At 39.6% G+C, this 23520-nt stretch carries 14 protein-coding genes; all 14 read right to left on the reverse strand.

Features of this window, described 5'->3' with window-relative positions; translation table 11 throughout:
- Window positions 1–1311, reverse strand: coding sequence for a glycosyltransferase WbsX family protein (locus BT_RS14730; protein WP_008767191.1), 1311 nt, complete (start codon window positions 1309–1311; stop codon window positions 1–3).
- A 34-nt stretch (window positions 1312–1345) separates the two neighbouring features.
- Window positions 1346–2704, reverse strand: coding sequence for a glycosyltransferase WbsX family protein (locus tag BT_RS14735; protein WP_008767192.1), 1359 nt, complete (start codon window positions 2702–2704; stop codon window positions 1346–1348).
- A gap of 54 nt (window positions 2705–2758) precedes the next feature.
- Window positions 2759–5305, reverse strand: coding sequence for a non-lysosomal glucosylceramidase (locus BT_RS14740; RefSeq protein ID WP_011108530.1), 2547 nt, complete (start codon window positions 5303–5305; stop codon window positions 2759–2761).
- A gap of 18 nt (window positions 5306–5323) precedes the next feature.
- A complete protein-coding gene (locus BT_RS14745; protein WP_008767194.1) occupies window positions 5324–6748 on the reverse strand; it encodes an L-fucose/L-arabinose isomerase family protein in 1425 nt (474 codons plus the stop codon).
- An 82-nt stretch (window positions 6749–6830) separates the two neighbouring features.
- Complete coding sequence (locus BT_RS14750) at window positions 6831–7712, reverse strand: AraC family transcriptional regulator (RefSeq protein WP_008767195.1); 882 nt, start codon at window positions 7710–7712, stop codon at window positions 6831–6833.
- A gap of 344 nt (window positions 7713–8056) precedes the next feature.
- Window positions 8057–10024 (reverse strand): glycoside hydrolase family 127 protein, encoded by a 1968-nt coding sequence (locus BT_RS14755; RefSeq protein ID WP_008767196.1) that lies wholly within the window; start codon window positions 10022–10024, stop codon window positions 8057–8059.
- Window positions 10025–10035: 11 nt separating this feature from the next.
- Window positions 10036–14670, reverse strand: a complete 4635-nt coding sequence (locus BT_RS14760; RefSeq protein ID WP_008767197.1) for a glycosyl hydrolase — start codon at window positions 14668–14670, stop codon at window positions 10036–10038.
- 14 nt (window positions 14671–14684) lie between these two features.
- Window positions 14685–15893, reverse strand: a complete 1209-nt coding sequence (locus tag BT_RS14765; RefSeq protein WP_008767198.1) for a glycoside hydrolase family 88 protein — start codon at window positions 15891–15893, stop codon at window positions 14685–14687.
- 23 nt (window positions 15894–15916) lie between these two features.
- A complete protein-coding gene (locus BT_RS14770; RefSeq protein WP_008767199.1) occupies window positions 15917–17338 on the reverse strand; it encodes a sulfatase in 1422 nt (473 codons plus the stop codon).
- Between the two features lie 30 nt (window positions 17339–17368).
- Entirely contained in the window at window positions 17369–18343 is a 975-nt protein-coding gene (locus tag BT_RS14775) for a metallophosphoesterase (RefSeq protein ID WP_008767200.1), read from the reverse strand.
- Between the two features lie 83 nt (window positions 18344–18426).
- A complete protein-coding gene (locus tag BT_RS14780) occupies window positions 18427–19650 on the reverse strand; it encodes a DUF2264 domain-containing protein (protein WP_008767201.1) in 1224 nt (407 codons plus the stop codon).
- A gap of 14 nt (window positions 19651–19664) precedes the next feature.
- Window positions 19665–20339: a DUF4998 domain-containing protein gene (locus BT_RS14785; protein WP_008767202.1), complete on the reverse strand. Its 675-nt coding sequence runs from the start codon at window positions 20337–20339 to the stop codon at window positions 19665–19667.
- Window positions 20340–20363: 24 nt separating this feature from the next.
- Window positions 20364–21578, reverse strand: a complete 1215-nt coding sequence (locus BT_RS14790; RefSeq protein ID WP_008767203.1) for a DUF5000 domain-containing lipoprotein — start codon at window positions 21576–21578, stop codon at window positions 20364–20366.
- 19 nt (window positions 21579–21597) lie between these two features.
- Window positions 21598–23520, reverse strand: a complete 1923-nt coding sequence (locus BT_RS14795; protein ID WP_008767204.1) for a RagB/SusD family nutrient uptake outer membrane protein — start codon at window positions 23518–23520, stop codon at window positions 21598–21600.

A 23520-nucleotide genomic window follows, 5' to 3' on the forward strand; every position in this document is an offset into this window, starting at 1 on the left:
TCATTTCCCGTGCTTTTCGTGATTTCCTTCTTTACCTAAGGCTTCCCCTAAAGCATCGAGCATACCATAACCGAAACGATTGTCCGGCAATAAATAGTGTCCTTCAGACCATTCATTAAAACAAGCAATGGTCAGAATTCGTGGAACTTCCGGATGTTTGTTCAAATACACAAAAGACGATTGAACAAAAGCCTTGAAAGAGGCTGGATTCTCATTCTTAAAAATAGTGCAACCCGGCCATTGACTACGGTCTGCTTTTGCCGGACGATTCGCCGGAGCTATATATCTTGGAGTAGAATCCCATCCCGGAGCTACAGCCGGAACATAAGGAATATCAAACTGACCATGATGTTCATCCCATAACTTAAAAGCCACATCAGCTGCCACTGTTCCATAATCCGGCAATTCGATTTCTTTGGGTTGGAAGCGACCTGCAATCCAATCCATCGGATTATAAGAGCCTACAGTATCATATCCCTCTTCTTTCATATTTCCACAACTGAAACCTGTCACATGAAAATGCAAACCTTTATGTCCCAGTTTTTTTGCATAATCCGTCAACTCCGCAAATAACTGTTTCACTCCTGCTATTCCCAATTTAGATTCCAAACGCCGTGCATCCCAAATACAAATCACCGGCTTATCATCAATTCTCCAATAATTCTCCAAATGGCAATAGCGTGAAATCATATAAGAAAGGCTTTTCCAACACTCTTCTTTAGAGAAATCGGGAGCATCAAAACTTGGAGGATAAGCATTACTTCCATCAGTACGCTTCGTTGGATACAATACATACCAAGGATGATTGGTCCACATACAAGCAAACTTTACGTCTTTTGTATTACTAGCTTCCAGAAAACCATTTTCCAATGCTTCATGCAGACATGGTTTACCATCATACCAATACCAATCCCAAATCAAAACATCAATGCCACTTTGTTTGCAAAGCTTGTTATATGTCTCCCAAGTAGAAGGCTTACTCTCATCAAGCTCCCCTAACAAGGGCGTACGTGGCTGTTGATGCCCTTCAAACCAAGGACGAGCGCTACGAATCAAATTATATTCAGTCCAGCCCTGAGAATATATTTTATTATGCAAAGCCGAAGCATGATAATTAGGAAAAGCATAAGCAGCCACCGTTAATCCTTCCGGTTTCTTTAACAAAGCAGGATCACCTGCCAATGTTTCAAGATCATCAGGCAAACGATAAATCTTCTCTTTACTTTTTTTCTGTGCATAAACAGGCAATACACCTATTATCAACAATAAAAACAATAACTGACTAATACATTTAACAAACTGGTTTTTCATTTTCTTTCTTATTTAAAGTTCAACAAATTCAATATTAAAAAAATCCATGTATCTGATGGTTATCAGACTTTCCCACGGCTTCAGCAAGCGCATCAAGCATTCCATATCCAAATCGGTTATCCGGCAATAAGTAATGCCCTTCAGTCCATTCATTAAAACAGGCAATAGTGAGGATCGGAGGAACATCCTTATGCTTATTCAAATACGCAAAAGCCGACTGAACAAGTGCTTTGAAAGATGCAGGATTTTCATTATCCAAAATAACGCAATTAGGCCATGCATCGCGATTGGGTTGATCCGGTCTGCTCACCGGCGGAATATATCTGGGAGTAGAGTCCCACCCTGGCGAAAGAGATGGAAGATACGGTATGGCAAAGTCATCATGATGTTTAGGCCATAATTTGAAAGCCACATCAGCAGCAGCCACTCCATAATCCGGCAGTTCGATATTCTTGGGCTGGTAATTATCAGCTACCCAAGTAAACGGATTGTAAGAACCGGCAGTATTATAACCAACCTCTTTCGAATTAGGAGAATAAAAACCTGAAGAATGGAAATGTAACCCTTTATGTCCCAACTTACGGGCAAATTCCGTTAATTCAGCAAACAACTGTTTAACCCCGTCAACCCCAATATTCTTCTCCAAACGATTAGGGTCCCAAATACATACCACAGGCTTGTCATCAATCCTCCAATAATTTTCCAAATGACAATATCTGGAAATGATATAGGACAAACTCTGCCAGCACTCTTTCAAGCTACCATCTGCCGGTGCAAAACTTGGAGGATAAGCTTTATATCCATTGGGTAATAAAGTTGGATACAATACATACCAAGGGTGGTTGGTCCACATACAGGCAAACTTCACATCATTACGGTTTGAAGCTCTCAAAAAGCCATTCTCAAGAGCTTCATGCAAACATGGCTCATTATTATACCAATACCAATCCCAAATCAGCACATCAATACCACTCTGCTTGCACAGCTCATTATATTTTTCCCAAGTACCCGGCTTACTTTCATCCATCTCCCCAAGCAAGGGACCTCTAGGCTGAGCATGCCCCTGGAACCAAGGACGGGCGCTTCTCACCAAATTATATTCCGTCCAACCCGGCCCATAAATCTTATCATGCAATGCAGAAGCATGATAATTCGGAAAAGTATAGCAGGCAACTGTCAGGTTATCAGGTTTTCTCAACAAAGAACTATCTTTTACAAGCTCTTGTAAATCTTCCGGTAACCGTTTCGCTTTTGGAGCATTCCGCTTTCCTGACGCAACATCAGAAGCCCCTATGCTCTCCGCTGCATGAAGCATTTCAGTACCCACAGCAGAAGCTGTAACAATGGCAGTACCTTTCATACTCGCAGATTTAAGAAAAGTTCTTCTATCCATAATATTATAGTATTTAGTTATCACTTAAAAATTTAGTTATTATCTTATTGTTGATTATTCAACTACTTTCCCCGATACGACAAATCTGTCAACCTCTATATGACCGGATACTACTTTTACAAAAGGTTTTCCGGAACGAAGTTCTATATTACCAAATCCAGACTCCGTACTGATAAAGCTAATAAAGTCTCCTATTTTTGAATTAATATACAGTGTTTTATCTACAGCATCATATCGGACTCCTGTCAATCCTTGAAGTAAGCCATAACTGGATAACGCTCGTCCGTACCAATGTCCACACTCATACTCATTAAAAGGGTTACGGACGCTTCCATCATAACGTTGCCTACAGGCACGTACGATCTCAAGGCCTTTTTCTACTTCTCCCTGTAGCATCAAATGTGAAGCTACTTGATATTCTATTCCTGTCCAGACTTCATTACTATAGACAAAAGGTAATGACAACTTGCCCCCTTTAGGCCAACTTCCTAATAATAAGCCTCCTTCTTTGCCTAAAGCGTAAGGGGAACGTTGAGGATTGGCGTGATCAGTCAGATCTTTCTTAAAATTATATCGATGTACTGATAATAAATGGCTCTTCACTTTTTCTGTATTCAGAGTTTCTTCCATCCCACACATTCGGGAGAGCCACGACCCCAAAACTCCATCAGACAGACAACCGTTCCCATACTGATACTTAGGACCTTCCTTCTCCAGTATTTCTTTCGCTTCGGGAGAATAAGAACTATGGAAACTTTGTGCAACAGTCGGATCTTTTGCATTCAATCCCCTCCACTCTATCTTTTGGATAAAATACTCACCATTAAACAAGCCTGTTTCAGTAAATTTTCGTCCTTTTTTCAATAGTTTCTTATATTCAGTAACGTCTTTATCGAGAAACTCACTCATACGAATGAAAGCTGATAAAGCTCCATAATAGAAACTATTATGCATACCATCCGGCCCCCAGAACTCAATATCATAAGTATTATGGTGTGGTTCTTCAATACTTCCTACCCTACGAGGATCCCAAGTTGAGATACAGTAGTCCAAACTCTTTTTTACTTTTGGATACATAGAGATAAGGAACTCATTTTCACCTGAAATTCTCCACTCACGATATACTTTCATTATACCTCCCAATTGCCCGTCAGCAGCTGAGTGAAAATTGTGCCGGGTAGGACGAATCGGTAAATTGACACGAAACACTTGATGGCCTTTCAAATCTTGCCCTTCTTCAAATTCTGTATGCCTTAACGAACGTTCCAAAGAAGGAAATAAGTGTGGAATAGCCTGTGCATAATTCCAGACGTGAGTACATGAGCCATGACACGATCCCCAATTATCGGCACATCCCTCCCAAGTCCATAAGCGTCCGTCATATTGCCGCATCACCGTTGGAGACTTTAAAATACTTAAGTTAGCAGAAACAGCTTCAATCACTTCAGGCGGTAAGGTAGAACGATAAAAAGAGTCTGTGAACCTTTCTGTCTGATTGCGCAAAATCTTATAATGAGACAGAAAATAATCAATAACCTCATTTACTCCTGTAAAGCGGCTACTATACCAAGGTTTATAATTACCCTTATCTGCCTTTTCTACAGCTAGTCTTGCGGAGTCAACATTATTGTCATTCCAGTCTTCCGGTTCCTCTCCAAGCCTCAAAGTCGAGTTAGGAACATACCATGCCGTATAAATCCTGATTGTTTTCTTTTCCCCTGGCATCAATGTTACCGGGACAAACATAGAAGCTCCTGGTGCACCTTTCTCTATTGCTGGACATTGTGGCATTAAACCTGCCTCAATAGCGTTCCAGACCATCGTAAGACTATCAAACCATCCTCCACGAAACCAACAATAATTAATCTTTAAAGAATCCTGATCCGTAAAGATAGCAAAATCACCCTGCAAATGAGGCTCCGTTTCTGTACCTGACTGTGAAAGGATAAACCCATGAGGCATCGTTTTTATAGCATCCAATCCTTTACCCCAACTCAGAAAGTTACGAGCATGGTAGGAGAAAATAGTTTCCTGAACCTCTTTACTAGTATTCTCTAAACTATATTCCAATCCTCCTACCGGTAAACTGGAATTATCCGGATCACCCGGAATAAAAGGACTCCACCCCAAAATGGTTACCTTAACGGGAATATCTTTATCTGTTAATGAAACCTTGGCAAACGGAAAACGTGCTTCAAATTCGACTGTATCAAAACGGGGAAGTCCTAATATTGATCCCATACTACCTCCTGTTCCGTAATTGGGCATTCCAAATTTTCTCCAATCAGATACAGGTCCTTCAAGTACCTTAGCCCCATTACATACCCCCTTCACATACAGAGCAGCAAACATTCCCGGTTCATGAAAAACTTCCGGTCGATGCCATACTGACATATGAGATATATAGCCTGTTCCTTCCAGACAATACATACCTGTACCAATTCCCCCTATAGGAAAAGCGATTCGATTATTATATTTCCCACTATAAGAACTATTGTATATACGGTTCCTTTCGTCATCGATGTCATTTGCCGACACCCATCTATTGGAAATAGCCAGAATCGAAATCATAAACAAAAGAGAATACTTCAACTTTTCCATAAAAAGAGTTTTAAAGCATTATTCAACTACTATTATTGGAATATCCAGAAGAAATGCCAGTTTCTTCAGTTCAGAGACTTTATGTCCAATGCCAATCGCACAATGATGTGAAGGTCCCGCTTTACTCCATTGATCCATAAACCGACGAGCACCACACGGAAAGCGATAACGACTATTTGTATTGCCAATATGTAGAGTTTCTCCTTGTACAGCCTCTCCCTCAGCAGCAAGTAGAAAGACTCCGTCTCTTCCCTCACATACCGACAAAAGTGTAACATCACCTGGTTTAACACTCATCTGGATGGACAGACCTTTACCCGGTTTACCGTGATATAATGGAAGAGGCACTAGTTTCACTTTCTCTTCGGCGATTGCAAAATGTGCCGGGCCATCATGTCCTAGTAATACAATATCATCCTTAAAATCCATTGCATAAAATTCAGAGAAAGAACCACCAGCTTTTAATAGTGACATAATTTTCATCGCCTGTGCATTTTTCACTTCACATTCTCCGGCAACGGGTATTCCATATCCTGTCAACAACGTATTACCTGCAATAACAGAAGTTACAATATTCTCATAATCATTCCCACAGAATCCTTCGTAATAATAAGCCATCGCTCCCAGTTGATGCACATTCACTAATTTATCCAAAGCCACAGAAGTACGTGCAGCCCTCACTAGCTCTTCCGAACTACATGATGCTTCCACATTAAACTTATCATAAAATTCGTCCAGTTTTCGCTTCAGTTCCCCATCGCTAACTTCTTCTCTATAAGCTTTTAGCTCACACATCTCCAGCAACTCTATATGAGTACCAAACACTGCGCTCTGCTTCATAAGATCAGTATATACATCTAGCATACCACAATAGTAATGCCCCAAAACTCCCAAACGGCTTGTGCGCATTCCATACATTACACGTACAGCGTCAACCCAAGAGGCTATTTCCTCCCAAACATAATCTTCTGATAAATAGCCGGTGATAATATCATATCGCACACCGGCTCTATTCAAAACACTCGCAAACTCCGGAACAGAACATGCCTGACAATGTGCCAACCATTCACCTGTCATTCTTCCTCTATCCCCCATTGAATTGAGTTTTTGATAATCTATTGCTGATGCAGGCTGTATATTTAATATAATAATAGGCTTGCCTACTTGTTGAGCTACAGGTAGTATCGTAGAAGAAAGAGCATAAGTAGAAATAAACAGAAAAACCAATTCTACATCAGCTTGTTTTAATTGTAGGACACATTCATTAGCTTTTAGAGGCGAATCCACCATCCCCGTATTGATAACTTGTACGTCCATTGCCTCTATTTTGGCAGCTATTTCATCCTGATAAGTTAACAGACGGGGAAGAAGCCCTTCAAATTGTCCCCAATAAGTATCCAATCCGACTCCTAAAAGTCCCACTCTTACTTTTTGTTGTATCATAGCATTATTCATTTTTTAATTATGATACAAACTTAGTCATCTTAAAAGAGAAAGACTTTCGATAATTGCCAGAACACTATCATTATTTGATACGAAATTCTTCTCGATATTCTATAGGTGATTTTCCTGTTTGTTTCTTGAACCGGGCAGAGAAATAAGCCGGGGATTCAAAATCGAGCCTATATGCTATCTCTTTTACCGGAATAGTAGTAGTAGTCAACAACTCTATGGCTTTCTGTATTTTCAGATTCTGGAAATATTGCACAGGTGCATAATTCTTCTGTTCCTTAAACAACTTTCGAAAAAGAGAATATCCCATACCTGCTTTTTTGGCAATCTCTTGCATAGAAACTGGTTGATCTATCAATTCCTTCATGAGCACACAAGCATAATCTATTTTAGAAGAGAAATCATCATTCTCTACCTGAAGGTTCTTATCGATACTACACATTAGTGCTACCAGATAGGTCACCAATCCACTCAATACGCGTTGATATAAAGTAGGTTCTTCGTTAGCAACATCAATAGCTTTTCTGAATAAAGAAACGATCTCATCATTGATACCGACCTTAAATACAGGACTTTCTTTCGAACAATACTCATTCGTCATCCAGCTATCAACTTCCGGACCGCAAAAGCCGATCCAATAATGACTCCAACCTGTTTGATAATTAGGATAATAGGTGTGCCATTCGCCCGGAAAAAGAACAAAAATCATACCTCGCTTGATAGTAAACACTCCCCCACTTCTTGTTTCAAGCACTCCTTCTCCCTCTGTAATATAAATCAGTTGATACTCCGTCAGTATACGTCCTTTATCCGGATTAAAATAATAACCGGCAGAATGATTCAAAGTCGGATAAGAAGTATTTGGGGGAATTTCTTCAAAGCCGACTGAAGAAATGTTCCGGTCTGGTCCCAAACTATTATTATTCACGAAATATTTAATGGACATGCGTTCCATAGCAACTAGTATTTAGAAAAAGTAGGGCGGAAAGTTATCAAGAAAATCCTAAAACTGCAAGAAAGAAAGAAAAAACATGGTTTCCCAATACTTCTTTTTCATAGTAGATCTCTTCCAATAGCATTCTTCCACTCCTACGCCATGTCCTTCTATTGTAAGATAACATATAAAGATACACACTCTTTCTTTATATCAGAGTCATATTAATCTATATAAATAGATATCCCCACATGTACGACTCGGTAATACCAAGATGTACAACTGGGTAATACCCACATGTACTACTGAGTATTACCGAGATGTACGGCTGAAACGTATTATTTATATATGTTATTGCATTTATGTTAGTAGCTTATAGGCCAATACACTGCATAACGTTCAAAATGTACTTTATAAAACGGTTCTACAACTACATTATCAAATTCCTTCAAATCTATTTTAAATTTTAATGTATCTGTAGAAATTGATTTCACATAAGCAGGAATCTGCTTAAGTGGCATCCTAAATACCGGAATCTTGTTCAAATCGATCTTATTCATTGCCGTATTGTTCATCTTTCCCCAAAAAGTAGTAGGCAAATTCTCAGTTCCCATGCGCCCGGCAAGTACGTATGGACCATATAGTAATGCAGCATAACGGTCAGAACCCATCAAACTTTCGACATATACATGCATCGGAAGTTGCAATATGATTTTATTCTTTCGTGCCCAAGTTCTGTTAACCACCCAATATCCATCCTTATCAAGGATAGGATATTCTACTTTTCCATTAATAATGAAAGTTACTTTATCCGCCCAATCCGGTTTACGAATACGAAGTATCAATTCTTGCTTTTTCTTTAAATTCAGCATAAAGCTCACTTGCTCCGATTCAGGGAGTCGGTTTTGCTGAATAAGTTCTATTCCTTTTTCTTTCCAGAAAAGAATAGAAGGTATAAACAAATTGACTCTAATATCAGGATCTCCATCAATAATTCTCTTTGAATGACTATAAATAAACTTGCTAAGTTTTGCCGGACTCTCCAGACCAGTATGTCCACAGCACCAAAAAGAACTGTCACGTGAAGCATAAATTCTATAATGCCCCGGACGCATAGAGGTGAAATAGCAACACATGCCCTTTTCTGGATCGTAGGCTGACAAAATATGATTAAACAATACCCGCTCATAATAACTTGCTTTGGCTGCATCAGGATACTGACAGAAAAGAGATTCAGTCAAACGTAGCATATTCACTGAGTTACAAGTTTCCGGACCTCCTACCAAAAGTACCCGATCAGCGAACTCCTCTTTCGGAAAAAAATGTTCCCCAGTACTGTTTCCCCCTATTACCCATGTATGATTCTGAGTTACAATATTCCAAAAATTAGTTGCTGCTGTCAGGAAACGTTCATCACCCGTAAACTGATAATACTTATGAAATCCTGTAAACTTTGGAATCTGCGTGTTAGCATGCCATCCAAAAAGAATATCCTTCCCCTCAGACAGAGGACCCCACATCGCATGGTCGTTCAACCGACGCGCCCAATCAAGAAAACGCTTCTCTCCGGTTAGTTCATAAGCCTCCACATAAGATTCATTGATAGAGCCATGTTCGCAGATAAGCAACCGCTGAATCTGATCATCTGTCAGTTTGTCCAACACTTGATATCCAAACCAATCAGCCAATCGGATTAATATAGGTAATGCCTCTTCCATTTGACATTGCGTATAGGCAGCAGAAAGCCCAAGAAGCATTTTATTAATCAGATAAACCGGAGCCCATGCACCGTTTACTGTAGGATTATTTGTTTTTATCTTTCCAGAAGCAACTTCAGCAAATAGCTTTCTACCATCTTTGAGCCCTAGTAAGAAACCATCCTTCCCTGCTTTTTGGCATAGTTCAAGCTCTTTCAGTACATACTTTAAACGTTTTAATAACCTTTTATCATCGGTTGACTGATACATCATAGATACAGAAGAAAGATAGAATCCTAAGAAACCTCCGCGCAAAGGTCCGGCACCCCATACATCTTGTGATTCCCAACCTGCATAGGGTGCAGCTTTTGAAGGTAATCCTGCCTCTATTCGATAAAAATGCAATAATGAATCAGGATTCAACCATAGAAGATATTCCTTTCCTTTTCGTTGTAAATCAAGAAAAGGACTGTCCAGCAAACGTACTTCTCTTAATGGAAAATAAGATTCAAAAGTGACATCTGCAGGTTTACTCCCTCCATATGACGCAGATACAACAGGCTCAAATGATCCAATAAGCAATAATAAGCTCAAAAGAACTTTTATAGATGTCTTTGTCAATACACCTTTGCGCATAAATATATCAATTATTTTAATTCTATCTTCTTTGCAAAAACTAATCGGACAGGGCCTATCAAACCCGATTCCAGCAAAGGTGAATCTTTCCGATAATGTTTCCAGGTAGTGAATGCTACTCTTCCCCCTTTCGGCTTATTCACACCATTCTTATACCAATCCGGTAATTTTTTGATAGCACCACGACTCAATGCGGCAATACCATTTATACCACCTCCAAGTACATATTCATTCTCTTCCGGTAGTTGTTCATCACCAATCAAACGATTAGTCCACTGATTGGTTACTTTTATTTCCAATGTATTTTTGCCCGGCTTTAATACATCAGTAACATCAATCGAATACGGACGAGCCCACAAAATCCCTTTATTCACTCCATTGACAATCACTTCTGCCATCACCTCTACCGCTCCCAAATCAAGAAAGACAACTTTTTCATCAGACAATATAGAAGCCTTTATAACAAAGTCCGTCATATAGGTAGCTGTACCTGAGAAATACTTAACTCCTTCGTCTTCGTGTTTATGCAGAGAAAATAGTTTAGGCAGAGTAATCTTCTCTGGTGCCCCACAACCATCAGGAAAAGTAATCTCCCATTTCTGATTGAGCATTACGGGAGTTCCAACTTTTTCAACCTTTATTTTCTTCTTTACACCATCCGATGTTATAAAATCATAGTTTCCATCATGCCAAGCCAGCAGAAAACGATTATCTGCGTAAGGCACCCAATTCAAGGCTCGTTCATCTGCCTTTTTTACATATCCTTCAGCTGCCAAACGGGAAATTTCCTTGTTCGATAACACTCTCTGAAATAATACCGGAACAGACATATCTCCATTATAATAAGAGGCTCCTTCTTTCAAAGTAGTAGGATTCAACCCCGGATGAATTGTCTGCAGAGATCTCGTTTTATAAGTTACATACTCACCATTTATATAAATATGCGGAGCACCCTCTTTATATACCAAGCAAATATGGCTCCACCCGGAAATCGGCTTCTCTACTGCCATCTTAAACTCAGGGTATCCTTTTGCATTCTCCCACACAGCAACTCCGTTTCTACCTATAGCCATTCCACAAGTAGCATGTCCTGTGCCATATAGCAATTCCCCATGCGACGGATAGATAGCATAATATTCTGTCCAGGGATATGATATATATCCCATTGGATTATCCGTATTCAACATAGCATCCGATTCCGGTTTTACCCATAATGATATCGAGAAATCATCTTTTACACCAAAATATTTAGCCTGTTCCTGCTCTTCGACAGAAACAACTGAAGCATCCACCAGACACTCACTATCTTTATAAATAGAACGAATAGCTGTCTGTTCAGGAAGATCTGAACGAAATACAACAAAAACAGAACCGTATTCATCCAACTGGATAGGAACAGAGGTCATTCCTTCATTTTTCTGATATACCAAAGCACGTGACCTTTCGCCTGTTAGAGGATTCCAGAATTCCGGAACTTTTCCTTCTACACGAAAGTTACAAATTATGTCTTCCGGAGTCCGTCTCTGATTAGTTACAAAGTAGACATCCGTATCTCCTATTTGTCTATGAATATACCGTATCGGAGCACTATTCGGATTATCTCCAACTTCAAAGTCTGGTTTTAACTGAATCTGCCTGAATACCTGATTCAAATTCAAAGAGATTTCCCAAAATACTCTACCTTTTCCAATATTACGGTCTATCATTGTAGCCATATTCTTTCCCCATAATTCATCACAAAGCTGTTCGAATTCTTTTTCCTCTGTAATAGAATAAGACTGCAATCCCACAGTCTGATGAGGACGGGCACCAACAATAACCAAGCCCTGCTCTACCATCTCCCGAAGTTTCCTCAACAAACCCAATGTAATATACGACTGTTCTTGTAGAACAAGAATGCGGTAACTCATCCCATCCGGAAGTCTTAACCGTCCCTGTTCTATCCATGCTCTATTCAGCAGGGTTTCCGTATTCATCAGATCATAGTCATATCCTTCCGGTGGCACCGGGTTCAATTCATTACGGTGTACTTTAGTATAGCCCACAACATTATCCCCCGTAAAGTATGCCAGATCAGCAACAAATAAGCCTTCTTGCAAGAGAGTTTGACAACGATTCAGATAATCCATCCAAGCGCGCGCCGGTTCCCACCAAGTGTTCGTCCGGTCGAAGTGTATTCCCCAAGGTCCTAAAGTCATAGCAGGAACAGCATTTGAATGAGGCTGCATCGCGTAACGATGAACTACCATCCGGTTAATTCCCTCTGTAAACGCCTTATCACCAACAGCCTTCAATGCAAACGGATATTCCTGCCATCGCCCCGATTCCGGTTCAGAAGTATATGCCTCGGCACCTACTACTTTCTGTCCATTGATATGGGCAATAGAAGATGCCAATTTAGCGGTACGACGCATCATCAAATTGTTTTGGAAAATAGCGGATAGCCCATTCCAAAACTCTCCCATCACTCCATCCACTCGCGAACCTATCTGTAATTCTTCCATCGGTCCGCGATCATAAGGCTCACAATACGATACCAAACCATATTGATTACATAAACTCCTGAACTCACCATAATAGTTATCAGCCAGTAAATCAGCCTGTATACGACGAATATCCCATAAAAAGCGTTCTGTTATCTCTTTACTTCCTACAATTTTACCAGTCATAGCCGGCAAATATCTAATCAAATCGTATCCGGTTCTCTCACAGAATTCATCCTCAAATCCCGATGTCCAGTTCTGCATACCGACCTCCCAACTATCTATTTCCAAACCGATCTGAATTTGATGAACATATGGTTTGATTAATGGATATAACAGGTCCATCATCTTATTAAAATGAAGTTGAATAGCCTGCTTACTAAATTTATCACATTCAAGTCCCACACCTGTATCCGGAGCCGCACAATTCTTTCTTCCCGTAGAAGTATGTCCCATACGAATGATCGTCCAATTTCCCGAAGGTGCTTCCCAACTCAAACATCCGTTTGAATCAACCTGTTTAGTTAAATCAATCACATCCTCCGGATGAATAACTTGTTCTTTATCATACTCCCGTATATCAATCAGACCTTTATGATTGAAAACACTATTATTTAGTAATTGCCAATCAGAAAAACCTATTGGCTTTCCATTCCTAAAAGAAGGAAAAGCCAATATAGCAACATCTTTATAATATCCTAACTCCATAGCAGGCTGAGGCAACAAAGTATCTATCTGCTCTCCTCCCACCACTTCTATCTCACTCCAAGTTAATTTCTGCATTGAATATTCAGGAGTAATCCAAGGTCCTCCACTCGATGACCATCCCGGACAATTATGCATCACATAATCGATCCCCAAACGAGCAGCTTCTTTTACGGCATGTGCTTTTAACTCTGACCATTCCGAACTCAAATAAGTAACAGCCCCCTTCGGAATACCTGTGCCTCCTTCTAAATTAAAGACACCTCCTACTCCGATACGATGCATAGCCTCTAAGTCTTTGGTAATACCTTCCTTTGTTATATTTCCATTCATCCAGAACCAATATGTATAAGGACGGGCAGTCGAAGAAAGCTCAGTAAAGTCTTTTTCAAGATCAACCATTGATTTAGCTTTCACTAAATGAGTAGTCCCCGAAGGTAAAGGTAGTTTCTCGCCTACCGAGACAGGTTTACCGAAACAAGGAACACCAGATGCATCAAAAGTGAACTTCTGTAGACGGATATCACGTTTCCAACCAGGTGTTTTCTCTCTTTTCGAATGATAACAGATATAATATTCCCTATCATCAGGTGAAGTTGTAAAGCTAGCATGTCCAACTCCAAGCACTTGATTAGTTCCCTCAAATGCCGGCTTCTCACTCTTAATCCAACTCTCTGGGTCTAAGAGGTCTGCATCCGAATCTTTCAGACGCAAATAAGATAGTTTATATGTATCCAGCCACGACTGACCACACGAATAAACAATAAATACATCTTTCTCATGCTTCAATATTTGCGGTCCCTCATTCAATGGCAGTTCTCCCTGTTCATAATAACGATCCGGTGAAGATATTTTCACTCTTCCGGAGGCCATAGTCCAGGGATTTAGCATTTTGGCTATGTAAAGGTGTTGCTGAGTTTTGTCAGTTAATTCATTACCTTCCCAACCAGACCAGACTGCATATAGTTGTCCTTTATGATCCAACAAAGTCATATCAATCGCCCATCGATTATTTTCCCAATCCCCTAGAGCATCACCTGTAAACAGCATTCCTTTATCAACATACTTCCCCATTGCATCTGATGTAACGGATTCCAACACACCTGCTTTCTGATGAATGAAAGGAGGACCACTATATCCTGCGGCATAATAGATATACCATTTACCTTTCCAAAAATGAAGTTCAGGCGCCCAAACACAAGTTGAGTTCCATTGTCCTTTCTCTGGTACCTTCCATACACGCACTGGAGGATTTATCTTATGAAGATCACGCGAACGAGATACTCCTATACCACCCGGGACCCCACTACAATAATAATACCATCCTTCATGCTTTATCACCCAGGGATCAGCACCCGAAGATAGGATCGGATTTGTATAATCACCATCATGTTCTTGTCCATAGACCATCGTCGAACAGATAATCATTATTATCCAAAAAGATAATCTTTGTATCATTTAAAATAAGATTTTCAATTCAGCTTTTCTTTTAAAATATCTCTTTTATAGCGCACTAAAGCCTCAACATAATAATAATCGGCATAGGTTAATGGTACATCAACTTCTGCCTTACCTGGATTATTACCTACAGAATGCTTTAGGATAAAATTGCAATTTGTGCCAGGCTCCGCCAAATATTCCGGCGAAGAAAGGGTTTTCAACTGTGTTTCTGCAACAGAGAGACATTGCTTCGAAAAATCCCCTTCTGTATACAGACTGAGTTCAATAAAAGCAGAAGCCATCAATGCACCAGCAGAGGCATCGCGAAGTTCATTAGGTATATTAGGAGCATCAAAATCCCAATATGGAATCTTATCTTCAGGCAAACGGGGATGATTTATTATGAATTTAGCAACATTGATGGCATGCCGCAAATACTTCTCCTGCCCTGTTTCACGATACATCATAGTATAGCCATACAATGCCCAACCTTGCCCACGCGCCCAACATGACTCATGTGCATATCCCTGACAAGTATTCTTCTTTTCCGGTAAACCGGAAATAGTATCATAAGAAATTACATGATATGAGCTATAATCTGATCGGAAATGATATTTCATCGTCACATCCGCATGTGACTTAGCTATTTCCTCAAATTTAGGATCATCAGAGTTCTTGGAAGCCCACATTAACATCTCCAGATTCATCAAATTATCAATAATTACCGGATACTCCCACACCTTCTGATTCCAGTCCCAAGAACGAATGCAACCCACCTGTGGACGAAAACGGGTACTCAACGATTCAGACCCCTGCAATAATGTCTTTCTATAATCATCATTACCTGTCAAGCGTAATCCATTACCAAAGCTACAATACAACATAAATCCCACATCATGATTATCAGTAGTATATTTCTGGTTTTCTATCCGTTTTGTATAGTTCTCAGCATACATTTTCAAAGAATCATTGCCATTCACCTCGTACAGATACCATAATACACCGGGAAAAAAGCCACTTGTCCACCAATTGGATTTTGATGTCATCAACTTACCATCCTTGCCGATTGTACGAGGTAGTTTTCCTTCTTCATTCAATAAATCCTCAGCCATAAGCTTTGACTGTACAGTTGCCGTTTGTAAACTGTTATTCACGAGAGTACTCATTTCGCTTTTCGGAGTTGAACAACTACAAACTGTCAAAAGCAAAAGAGATGCAATGATAGATGAACTTACTTTCATTTATATATTCTTTTAAATTATTTCTATAATTGAGATTTCCGGATCTTAATCTGAGCCTCAAGTTTATCTCTTTCTCTACTCAAATATGGGCAATGCACCTTGTTTTCATTCTCCGATGCATCCAATTGGCGATCAAATATCATCCGGGCTACAACCGAATCTCCTTGCAGCCATATAGTGCTACTATATTGCTCCGAAACAATATTATACCCACCTTTCCACTGAATAAAGGCGTATTGTTTTGTCTTTTTCCCACTGTCTTGCAAAATAGGCACAAAACTCTTTCCCTGTAATTGGTCCTTAGGCATTGGCACTCCACACAACTCGCACAAAGTTGGATAAATATCGACAAATTCTACAATTCCTTTTGCTTTGCCACCTCTACAATGAGGAACACGAACAATCAACGGAGCACGAGTTGCATGATTCATTAGATTATGTTTTCCCCAGAATCCATGTTCCCCTAAATGCCAACCATGGTCACCTAATATTACCACTATTGTGTTCTCAGACAGTCCCAAACGATCAAGTTCGTCAAGTATCAGACCAATCTGTGCATCAATATAACTCACACATGCATAATAGCCATGCTTAGCTTCTCGCTGGAAAGTCTCATCTTTAGTTGTAACAAATTTCCCATACCCACGAATTTCACCGGAAGAAGTAACCTGTTTAGGTAAAGCTTTCGGTCTATAAGGATTTTGGGCGAGGTGTATTTCTTCTCGCCGATATAAATCCCAGTATTTTTTGGGAGCATTGAAAGGCAAATGCGGTTTCCAAAAACCGCATGCAAGAAAAAACGGTTTTTCCTTTTTATGCAAACGCCTTAAATCCGCAATTGTCTTTTGCGCCACTCTACCGTCTATGTAAGTTGTATCAGCAACATCAGCCGACTCACAGAAAGGACCTCGTAAAGTTTTAGGATGAACATAACGGGAAGACTCTTCATTCTGCCATAATTCCCACTTGTTATATTCAGCCCAATCCTTACCATATCCATCAGGATGCACTCTCCATGGAGCTTCCGACCAACTATCAGCATGATCCGTTATATTATGAAATACTTTTCCATTAGAAACGACATAATATCCGTTCTTCTTAAAGCATTCCGGAAGTGAAAGAGCCTCCGGACAATCTTTCTCCGCACTGGCATCAAACGCAGTAAAACGATTCGGGTAACGAGGATACATTCCTGTAAACAGACTTGCCCTGGAAGCCCCGCTTACAGGAATGTTACAATATGCATTCTGAAAGACCGTAGCATACCTTGCCAAGCTATCCAGACGGGGAGTCACAATATCTTCTATTCCATAACATCCCAATTCAGGACGCATATCATCGGCAATAATAAGCAAAACATTCATCTTATTATTCTGTCCATGGAGATGAACAGAAGACGACAAAACAATCACACTTACAAAACAAAAAGATTGAGTGTATTTCATAGCCACATCCTCCAGAATACTAAAACTATATCATTTAAAGTTTACCCCTTCGAAAGAGAATTTATTTTTAACATCATTCTTATATTCCTTCAGATAGGGAGAATAAGTTTTTACTCTGACTTGCTGTTTCTTCACGTCTATATCCACAATACGCAAGAAACCGGTTTGCCCTCTGTTCGTCCCTTTCACTCCATCTTGAAAATTGGCTAACATCTGAAACACTTTATTACCATGATCACCTATACTGACTAAGGTCCCAACACCGCTATTCAGTACATGCCCACTGAATACAAAAAGAATATTAGGATATTTACTAACCAACTTATCCCACATTTGCTCACCGTTATTCACCGCATTTTCACCGGTATCTTTGCCTAAACCGTATTTCTGCGGCAGCCAACGATCGCCTTCTCCCATACGTGTATCATCCGAGTACATATATGCATGCGTATTGATAATCACCTTATGATGCGGATGTTTCTTCACAATCTCACCTGCCCAGTCAAGCACACTAGTACGAGGTCCAAATTCCAAACAAAGAATCAGCCATTTCAATCCGGCAGCCTTGAAAGTATACCACACATTATCCATTTTCCCTTCTTCAAATGCACCACCGAAATTTCTCGTCTTACTGTATTTATCATAAGGAAAATATCGATTGAAGAGTTCCGAATCTCTTTTATTCGAATTTTTACCTAAATCGTGATTTCCCATTACAAAAGCATAAGGAACTTGGTTGTCCATAGTATTCAAAGCGGCAGCTGCAACCTCCCACTCCTTATCGACATTGTGATCAGTCATGTCCCCCTGTTGCAAAACAAAGTCAATACTATCTGCATGATCTATTGCCCATTGAGTTTGCGATTTTAAAATATCGGGATAAAGCCGTGAATAAGTTTGTATATCCGGCAACAAAACCAGTCTGACCTGTTTTTGTGTTTTACAACCCGAGAAAATAAAAACTGCCGTAGTCAATAAAGCTATCCATTTCATTTGATTTTTCATCTGTTTCTACTCTTTATTCAACTTTCTCAGAAGTTTATTTAGTTACATCTACTTTCTTTTCAATACTTCCCTAAGATTTAATCCTAGTTTTTAATAGAACCGTCCTTCTTTATATCTCGGCTCCCACTCCATATTTTGACTGAGGACCATTCTTCAGGTTTGGCCGTCCAAAACTCATCATCCGCTTGCAAACCTAAAGGTAGAAAAATAAACGTACACAGATAATTACTGCCTGTGGATACATATCTATCGGCTATCTCCGGTTGATGTCCACAGAATCCCAAGTTCAACCATCCGTCTTTATCAAATGTTCCCTTAATTAACTGTCTTTTCATCACCTTAGTCAATGCACAGCGTACCTGTGCTGGTTTGATATGTTCCGGTAATAATTTCATCCAGGAAACTTGAGCTAATACCTGAAAAGCCCCAAAACGATATCCCATCGACCTGCCCAACACAGGATAAGTACCTTCCGGAGAGATCATCTTTTCTTGTTGATCGGCATAACGGATCAATCGTTGTAACTGTACATCATAAAAATCGGCTCCTTCAACTTCATGCTTCTTCATAACTGACAATACATCTATCAACATAGGCTGGATCACATAACTATTATAATAATCCAGATGGAAGTTGCGTCCGTCACCATACCAGCCATCTCCTTTGTACCATTCTTTATGTCTTTTTAATGCATAATGAATCGGGTTCAATTCACATTCACCTGTAAATTCCAATAGAGCAGCCTCAATTGTAGCAGAAAACATCAACCAGTTAGATTCTGAGGCTTTGATTCTACGGGAAGCTTTCAGTTCTTTGATAATTCTCTCCTGAGTCACTTTATCCAACTTCGGCCAGATCTGATCCTTCGAACGTAATAACCCCTGTGCAAAAAAAGCCGCATCTACCAATGGTTGTCCACCAGGTCCATCAAAACGCATATAATCCGAAGAATCCGGATTCACAGCATTGGATATAGATTTCACCACCAGGTCAGTATATTTAGCACGGAGTTGTCCTTCTTTTGTGCCATCAGGAGGTAAGTTTAACCAAGCAGAAATGCCATTAAAGGAACGCCCTAAAGCTTCCAAATGTGTTACATTCTTTCTAGTATTGCCATTATTCAATCCATCAAAGGTTTCAACAGGCATGTTCTTTCTCAGAGTATTCTGACTCAAGTTTGTATAAAAAGGATCAATGATTTTAATCATTGTCTTCACCCAGTATTCACGGTCCTTGCCCGGTTTTGCCTGAGCAAAACCGGTAAACAATAACTGGACCAAATATAATAATATTACTACTTTACGCATTCTTTCTATCCTCTTTATTTAATTTCAAATTCATCCGATTCACTATAGAAATAATCGATAGCAGTTTCTTCCGGCAAATAAACAGAACGATAAATAATACGATCGCCTGCAAAATCATCTATCTTAATCTGCGTCTCGGGTGCTTTCAGAATCACCGTTTTATCCCCTCCATCAATGCTCGTATAAGTAATTTCGGAACCAAAGAAAGTCGGTTCAAGCGAAGCTGCAAAAGTAATGGTCAACACATCGTTTTTTAAAACTGCCGTCTTTACTTTTGTATTAAACAACAACTTCTCATAAACATCACCATATACAGTACAAGGAACTTCTGACATAATAGAAGAATTACCATGAGTATCATATGTGCAAACTTCAAATACATACGAACCTTCCGCCAAATCCTTCACTATAACCTGTGTTAGACCAGCCTTATCAGTTAATTGTAATTCAGTGGACCTCGTTCTGTTTTCCCAGAAGATTTTAGCTGTTTTAGCACGTGGATCAAGCAACTTCTGCCACTCAAGCATAGCTCGGTTACGTCCGGCATACGCTTTCAACGAATCCACTTTTCCTATATAAACAATAGGTCCTTCTTCAATAAACTCTTTATATGTTGCATCCATGCCATCACAAGACGCCAAAGTACCTATAAATAAAAATACAAGAGCAAAATTCTTAAATAGTCTCATAGCATTATTTCTTTTTACTTATTACTAATTATGCTTTGCACCGAAGAATGTTAGTTCGTGAAGATGCATGTAGCGTGTATTTCCCCAAGTGTTATTCGTCCTGAAACGAATGTAACGAACAGCAGGAGCATTATCCGGAATAATAAAATTCTCACCATTCTTTGCAGCTTCCTGATCTTCAGCTGTTAGAGCATCATTAACACCACCACCTGAAGGTTTCACTGATTCATATTCTGATAGCAATACCCACGAATCATCAAAGCTTCCATCCGGATTCGGATTAATACTTCCCCAAATTTCAAAATGTTTCGGATGACCAGCCTTGAACGTATTGCCATATTTACCCGGATAATAACGTGAAACCATCACAAAACGACTTAATTTATAATTCTCTCCCATATCAAAAGTAAACCATTGAGGCATTACCGTTGTCGTCTTAGTCTGAAAGCAGGGGTCTGCATCTGTTATTCCATCCCAAAGTCGTGTCATATCATTCCCTTTTGTGACCTCATTCCATGAATGGCATTCATAAGAGTCGGTCGGTAAAGCCATCTTTCTGAACAAAGACTTATCACATTGTTCTTCATAAAGAGGAGTTTCAGTTACATACAATGTATCCGAAAGGTGCCCCCATCTATCCCTGACAAATATACCAAAATCTGTAGTAACAGCATCAAGACCACGTACATAAAAATCTCCACCTTTAGCTTCAGTATAATGCATATATACCTGTGTCCAAATACCCTCTGCTTGTTTTTTTATAACGCCCAGTCCAAGTTTCGCTTTTTCCGGATTATCAAAATTCACTCTGATACCGCCAAATGTTTCGGCAGAAACCAATGTTCCACGAACTTTCTGATAAGGAGGTGTATCAGGATTCACTTTCACGACTAACGGAGAAGACACAACCTCACCATAACTAACAGAATAAAGCTCAATATCATATTCCCCCTTAGTCGGGAAACCTTCCACTACCAAAGAATCTGTGTAGAAAGAAGCATTAACTGTGCGGACCATGTTATCAACCTTATAACTGGCCCTAACATATTTCAGATTCTGATCATCCGGTAAGTCATAATAGATAATTGCCGCACCAGGCAGATTCTTTACCGTTGCGTTCAACACCTGTGCCGGAGGCGTTGTACTTCCTGCCGGTTCATTCAAATCAGCATTATCAGCACAAGCAGCTAAAGCCACTCCTATATAAAGCAAACCATATTTATATAATTTCTTCTTCATAACGTCTTAAATTTAAAGTTTACCACCCATAATTCTGTACCAGATTTTTATTCGAATATAATTCTTTATCTAATATCGGCCAGAAATAGTTTCTTATTCTGAATTCTTGAGCATAAATCAATTGTTCTGTATAGTAATCCTCATTTGTACTATATTGAGTATTCCATCCTGTAATAGGCTTATTTTGTTCCTGATATGCCAACTTCCATCGACGCAAATCCCAGAACCTCTGAGCTTCAAAGGCTAACTCAATACCCCGTTCTTGCTGGATAATCTCACGTCTGCCGTCTACTGTTTCATATTTCTTGTTATTCGTGTATGTATCCCAACTCTCTTCTACTCCTTCCAAACCTGCTCTTTCTCTGATCAAGTCGACCCAGGTCAGAACATCTGTTTTAGAAGCACCACTCTCATTCAAAGCCTCGGCATACAACAAGTATAAGTTTCCTAATCTCATCACTGGGAATGGATAAGTAATCTTGGTAAACCCACTAGTCTGTCCTACAACACTTTTAAAGTGAACTAGTTTTTTAGGCCATATACCAGTTTCATTCCATGAGTTTGATATCTGATTAGCAGCAGACTGTCCTTGCTTACATTGTACATAAATCGGCTTCGTTTCATCCGTTACACCCTGACCGAACCAAACTGCACCGTCAAATCCTAAACTTGCATAGTAGCGAACTTCTCTGTCAAAATTGATACTGGCTGTTGTATATCCTTCTTTTATAAAGTATTTATCATCAGATGTTGCCTTTCTCAATTCTAAGCGATCATCATAGTTCCAGGTTTTATCTTCCGTGATAGGTACTCCATTTTTTGTGTAGAATAAATCAGCTATTTTCAGAGGAACAGCCAGATTACCACCAACACTTGCATTCCCTTCTTTTCCTGGTTCCAAACCGCGTGGAATCGCATGATCCTGCAATTGACCGATAATACTATTTGAATTAGCCCAGATAATTTCCTGATTCCATTTCTCTGTTACAATATTACGGATATTCATTTTTGCCCGTGTCTGATCAGATATAGTGTACTCAAGAGAAGTATATTTATATAAATCATGTCCCTGAGCCTTTAAAAATTCAATAGCTTGTTTACATGCTTCTGCTGCATCTATCCAACGTTGCTTCTTATCTTGTTCCGATTTGTTAGGATTAAAGATCTCAATGCCCCTTGAATCGGTATATCCTTTATAATCCGCGTTTCCATTAAATAAAGGACTGGCAGCAGTTACCATCACCTCTGCTCTTATAGCCATTGCAATTCCTTGAGTAATTCGTCCCAGTTCTTCCGCCTCATTCATTATCTTATCTGGTAAATGGTTGCTGTCGATAATTTCAGTCAATGTGTTAATCACATAATCAAAACATTCATCTATTGTATTTCTAAAGACCTTTACCTCTTCTTCACCAGCATTCACCGGAATATTCTGGTCCATAATAGGAATCGGACCATACATCCTGATCAACCAATAATGATAATAGGCTTTCAGAAAACGCACTTCAGCCGCCCAACGATCCTTTTCAGCCTGTGTCATATCAGGCACCTTCTGGATATTCTCTAAAAAAATATTACAGTCACTGATTCCCTGATATAAAGACTTGTTGTTTTGCTGATCGGCTCCCGTCCAGTAATCACAACGCGGTCTTGCCGAACTTTGCATATTATGTGAAATATACCAGGCATGCACGTGTGCTGCACTACGGAAAGACTCCGTAATATACAATTCATCACCACCGGCAATCGCAGGATTTGCCTCCAATAGTCCATGAGCTGGAAGATAGTAATAACAGGTAAACAGATATTTCTCTGCTTGCGCTCTCATTGTAAATGCATTATCGATTGTGGCGATATCATCCGGAACGATATCCAGAAATGAATCACAGGAGGATAAAACGATAATCAAACAATTCAATATTAATAATTGTAATTTTTTCAT

It is taken from the genome of Bacteroides thetaiotaomicron VPI-5482, assembly GCF_000011065.1.
Taxonomy (GTDB): Bacteria; Bacteroidota; Bacteroidia; order Bacteroidales; family Bacteroidaceae; genus Bacteroides; species Bacteroides thetaiotaomicron.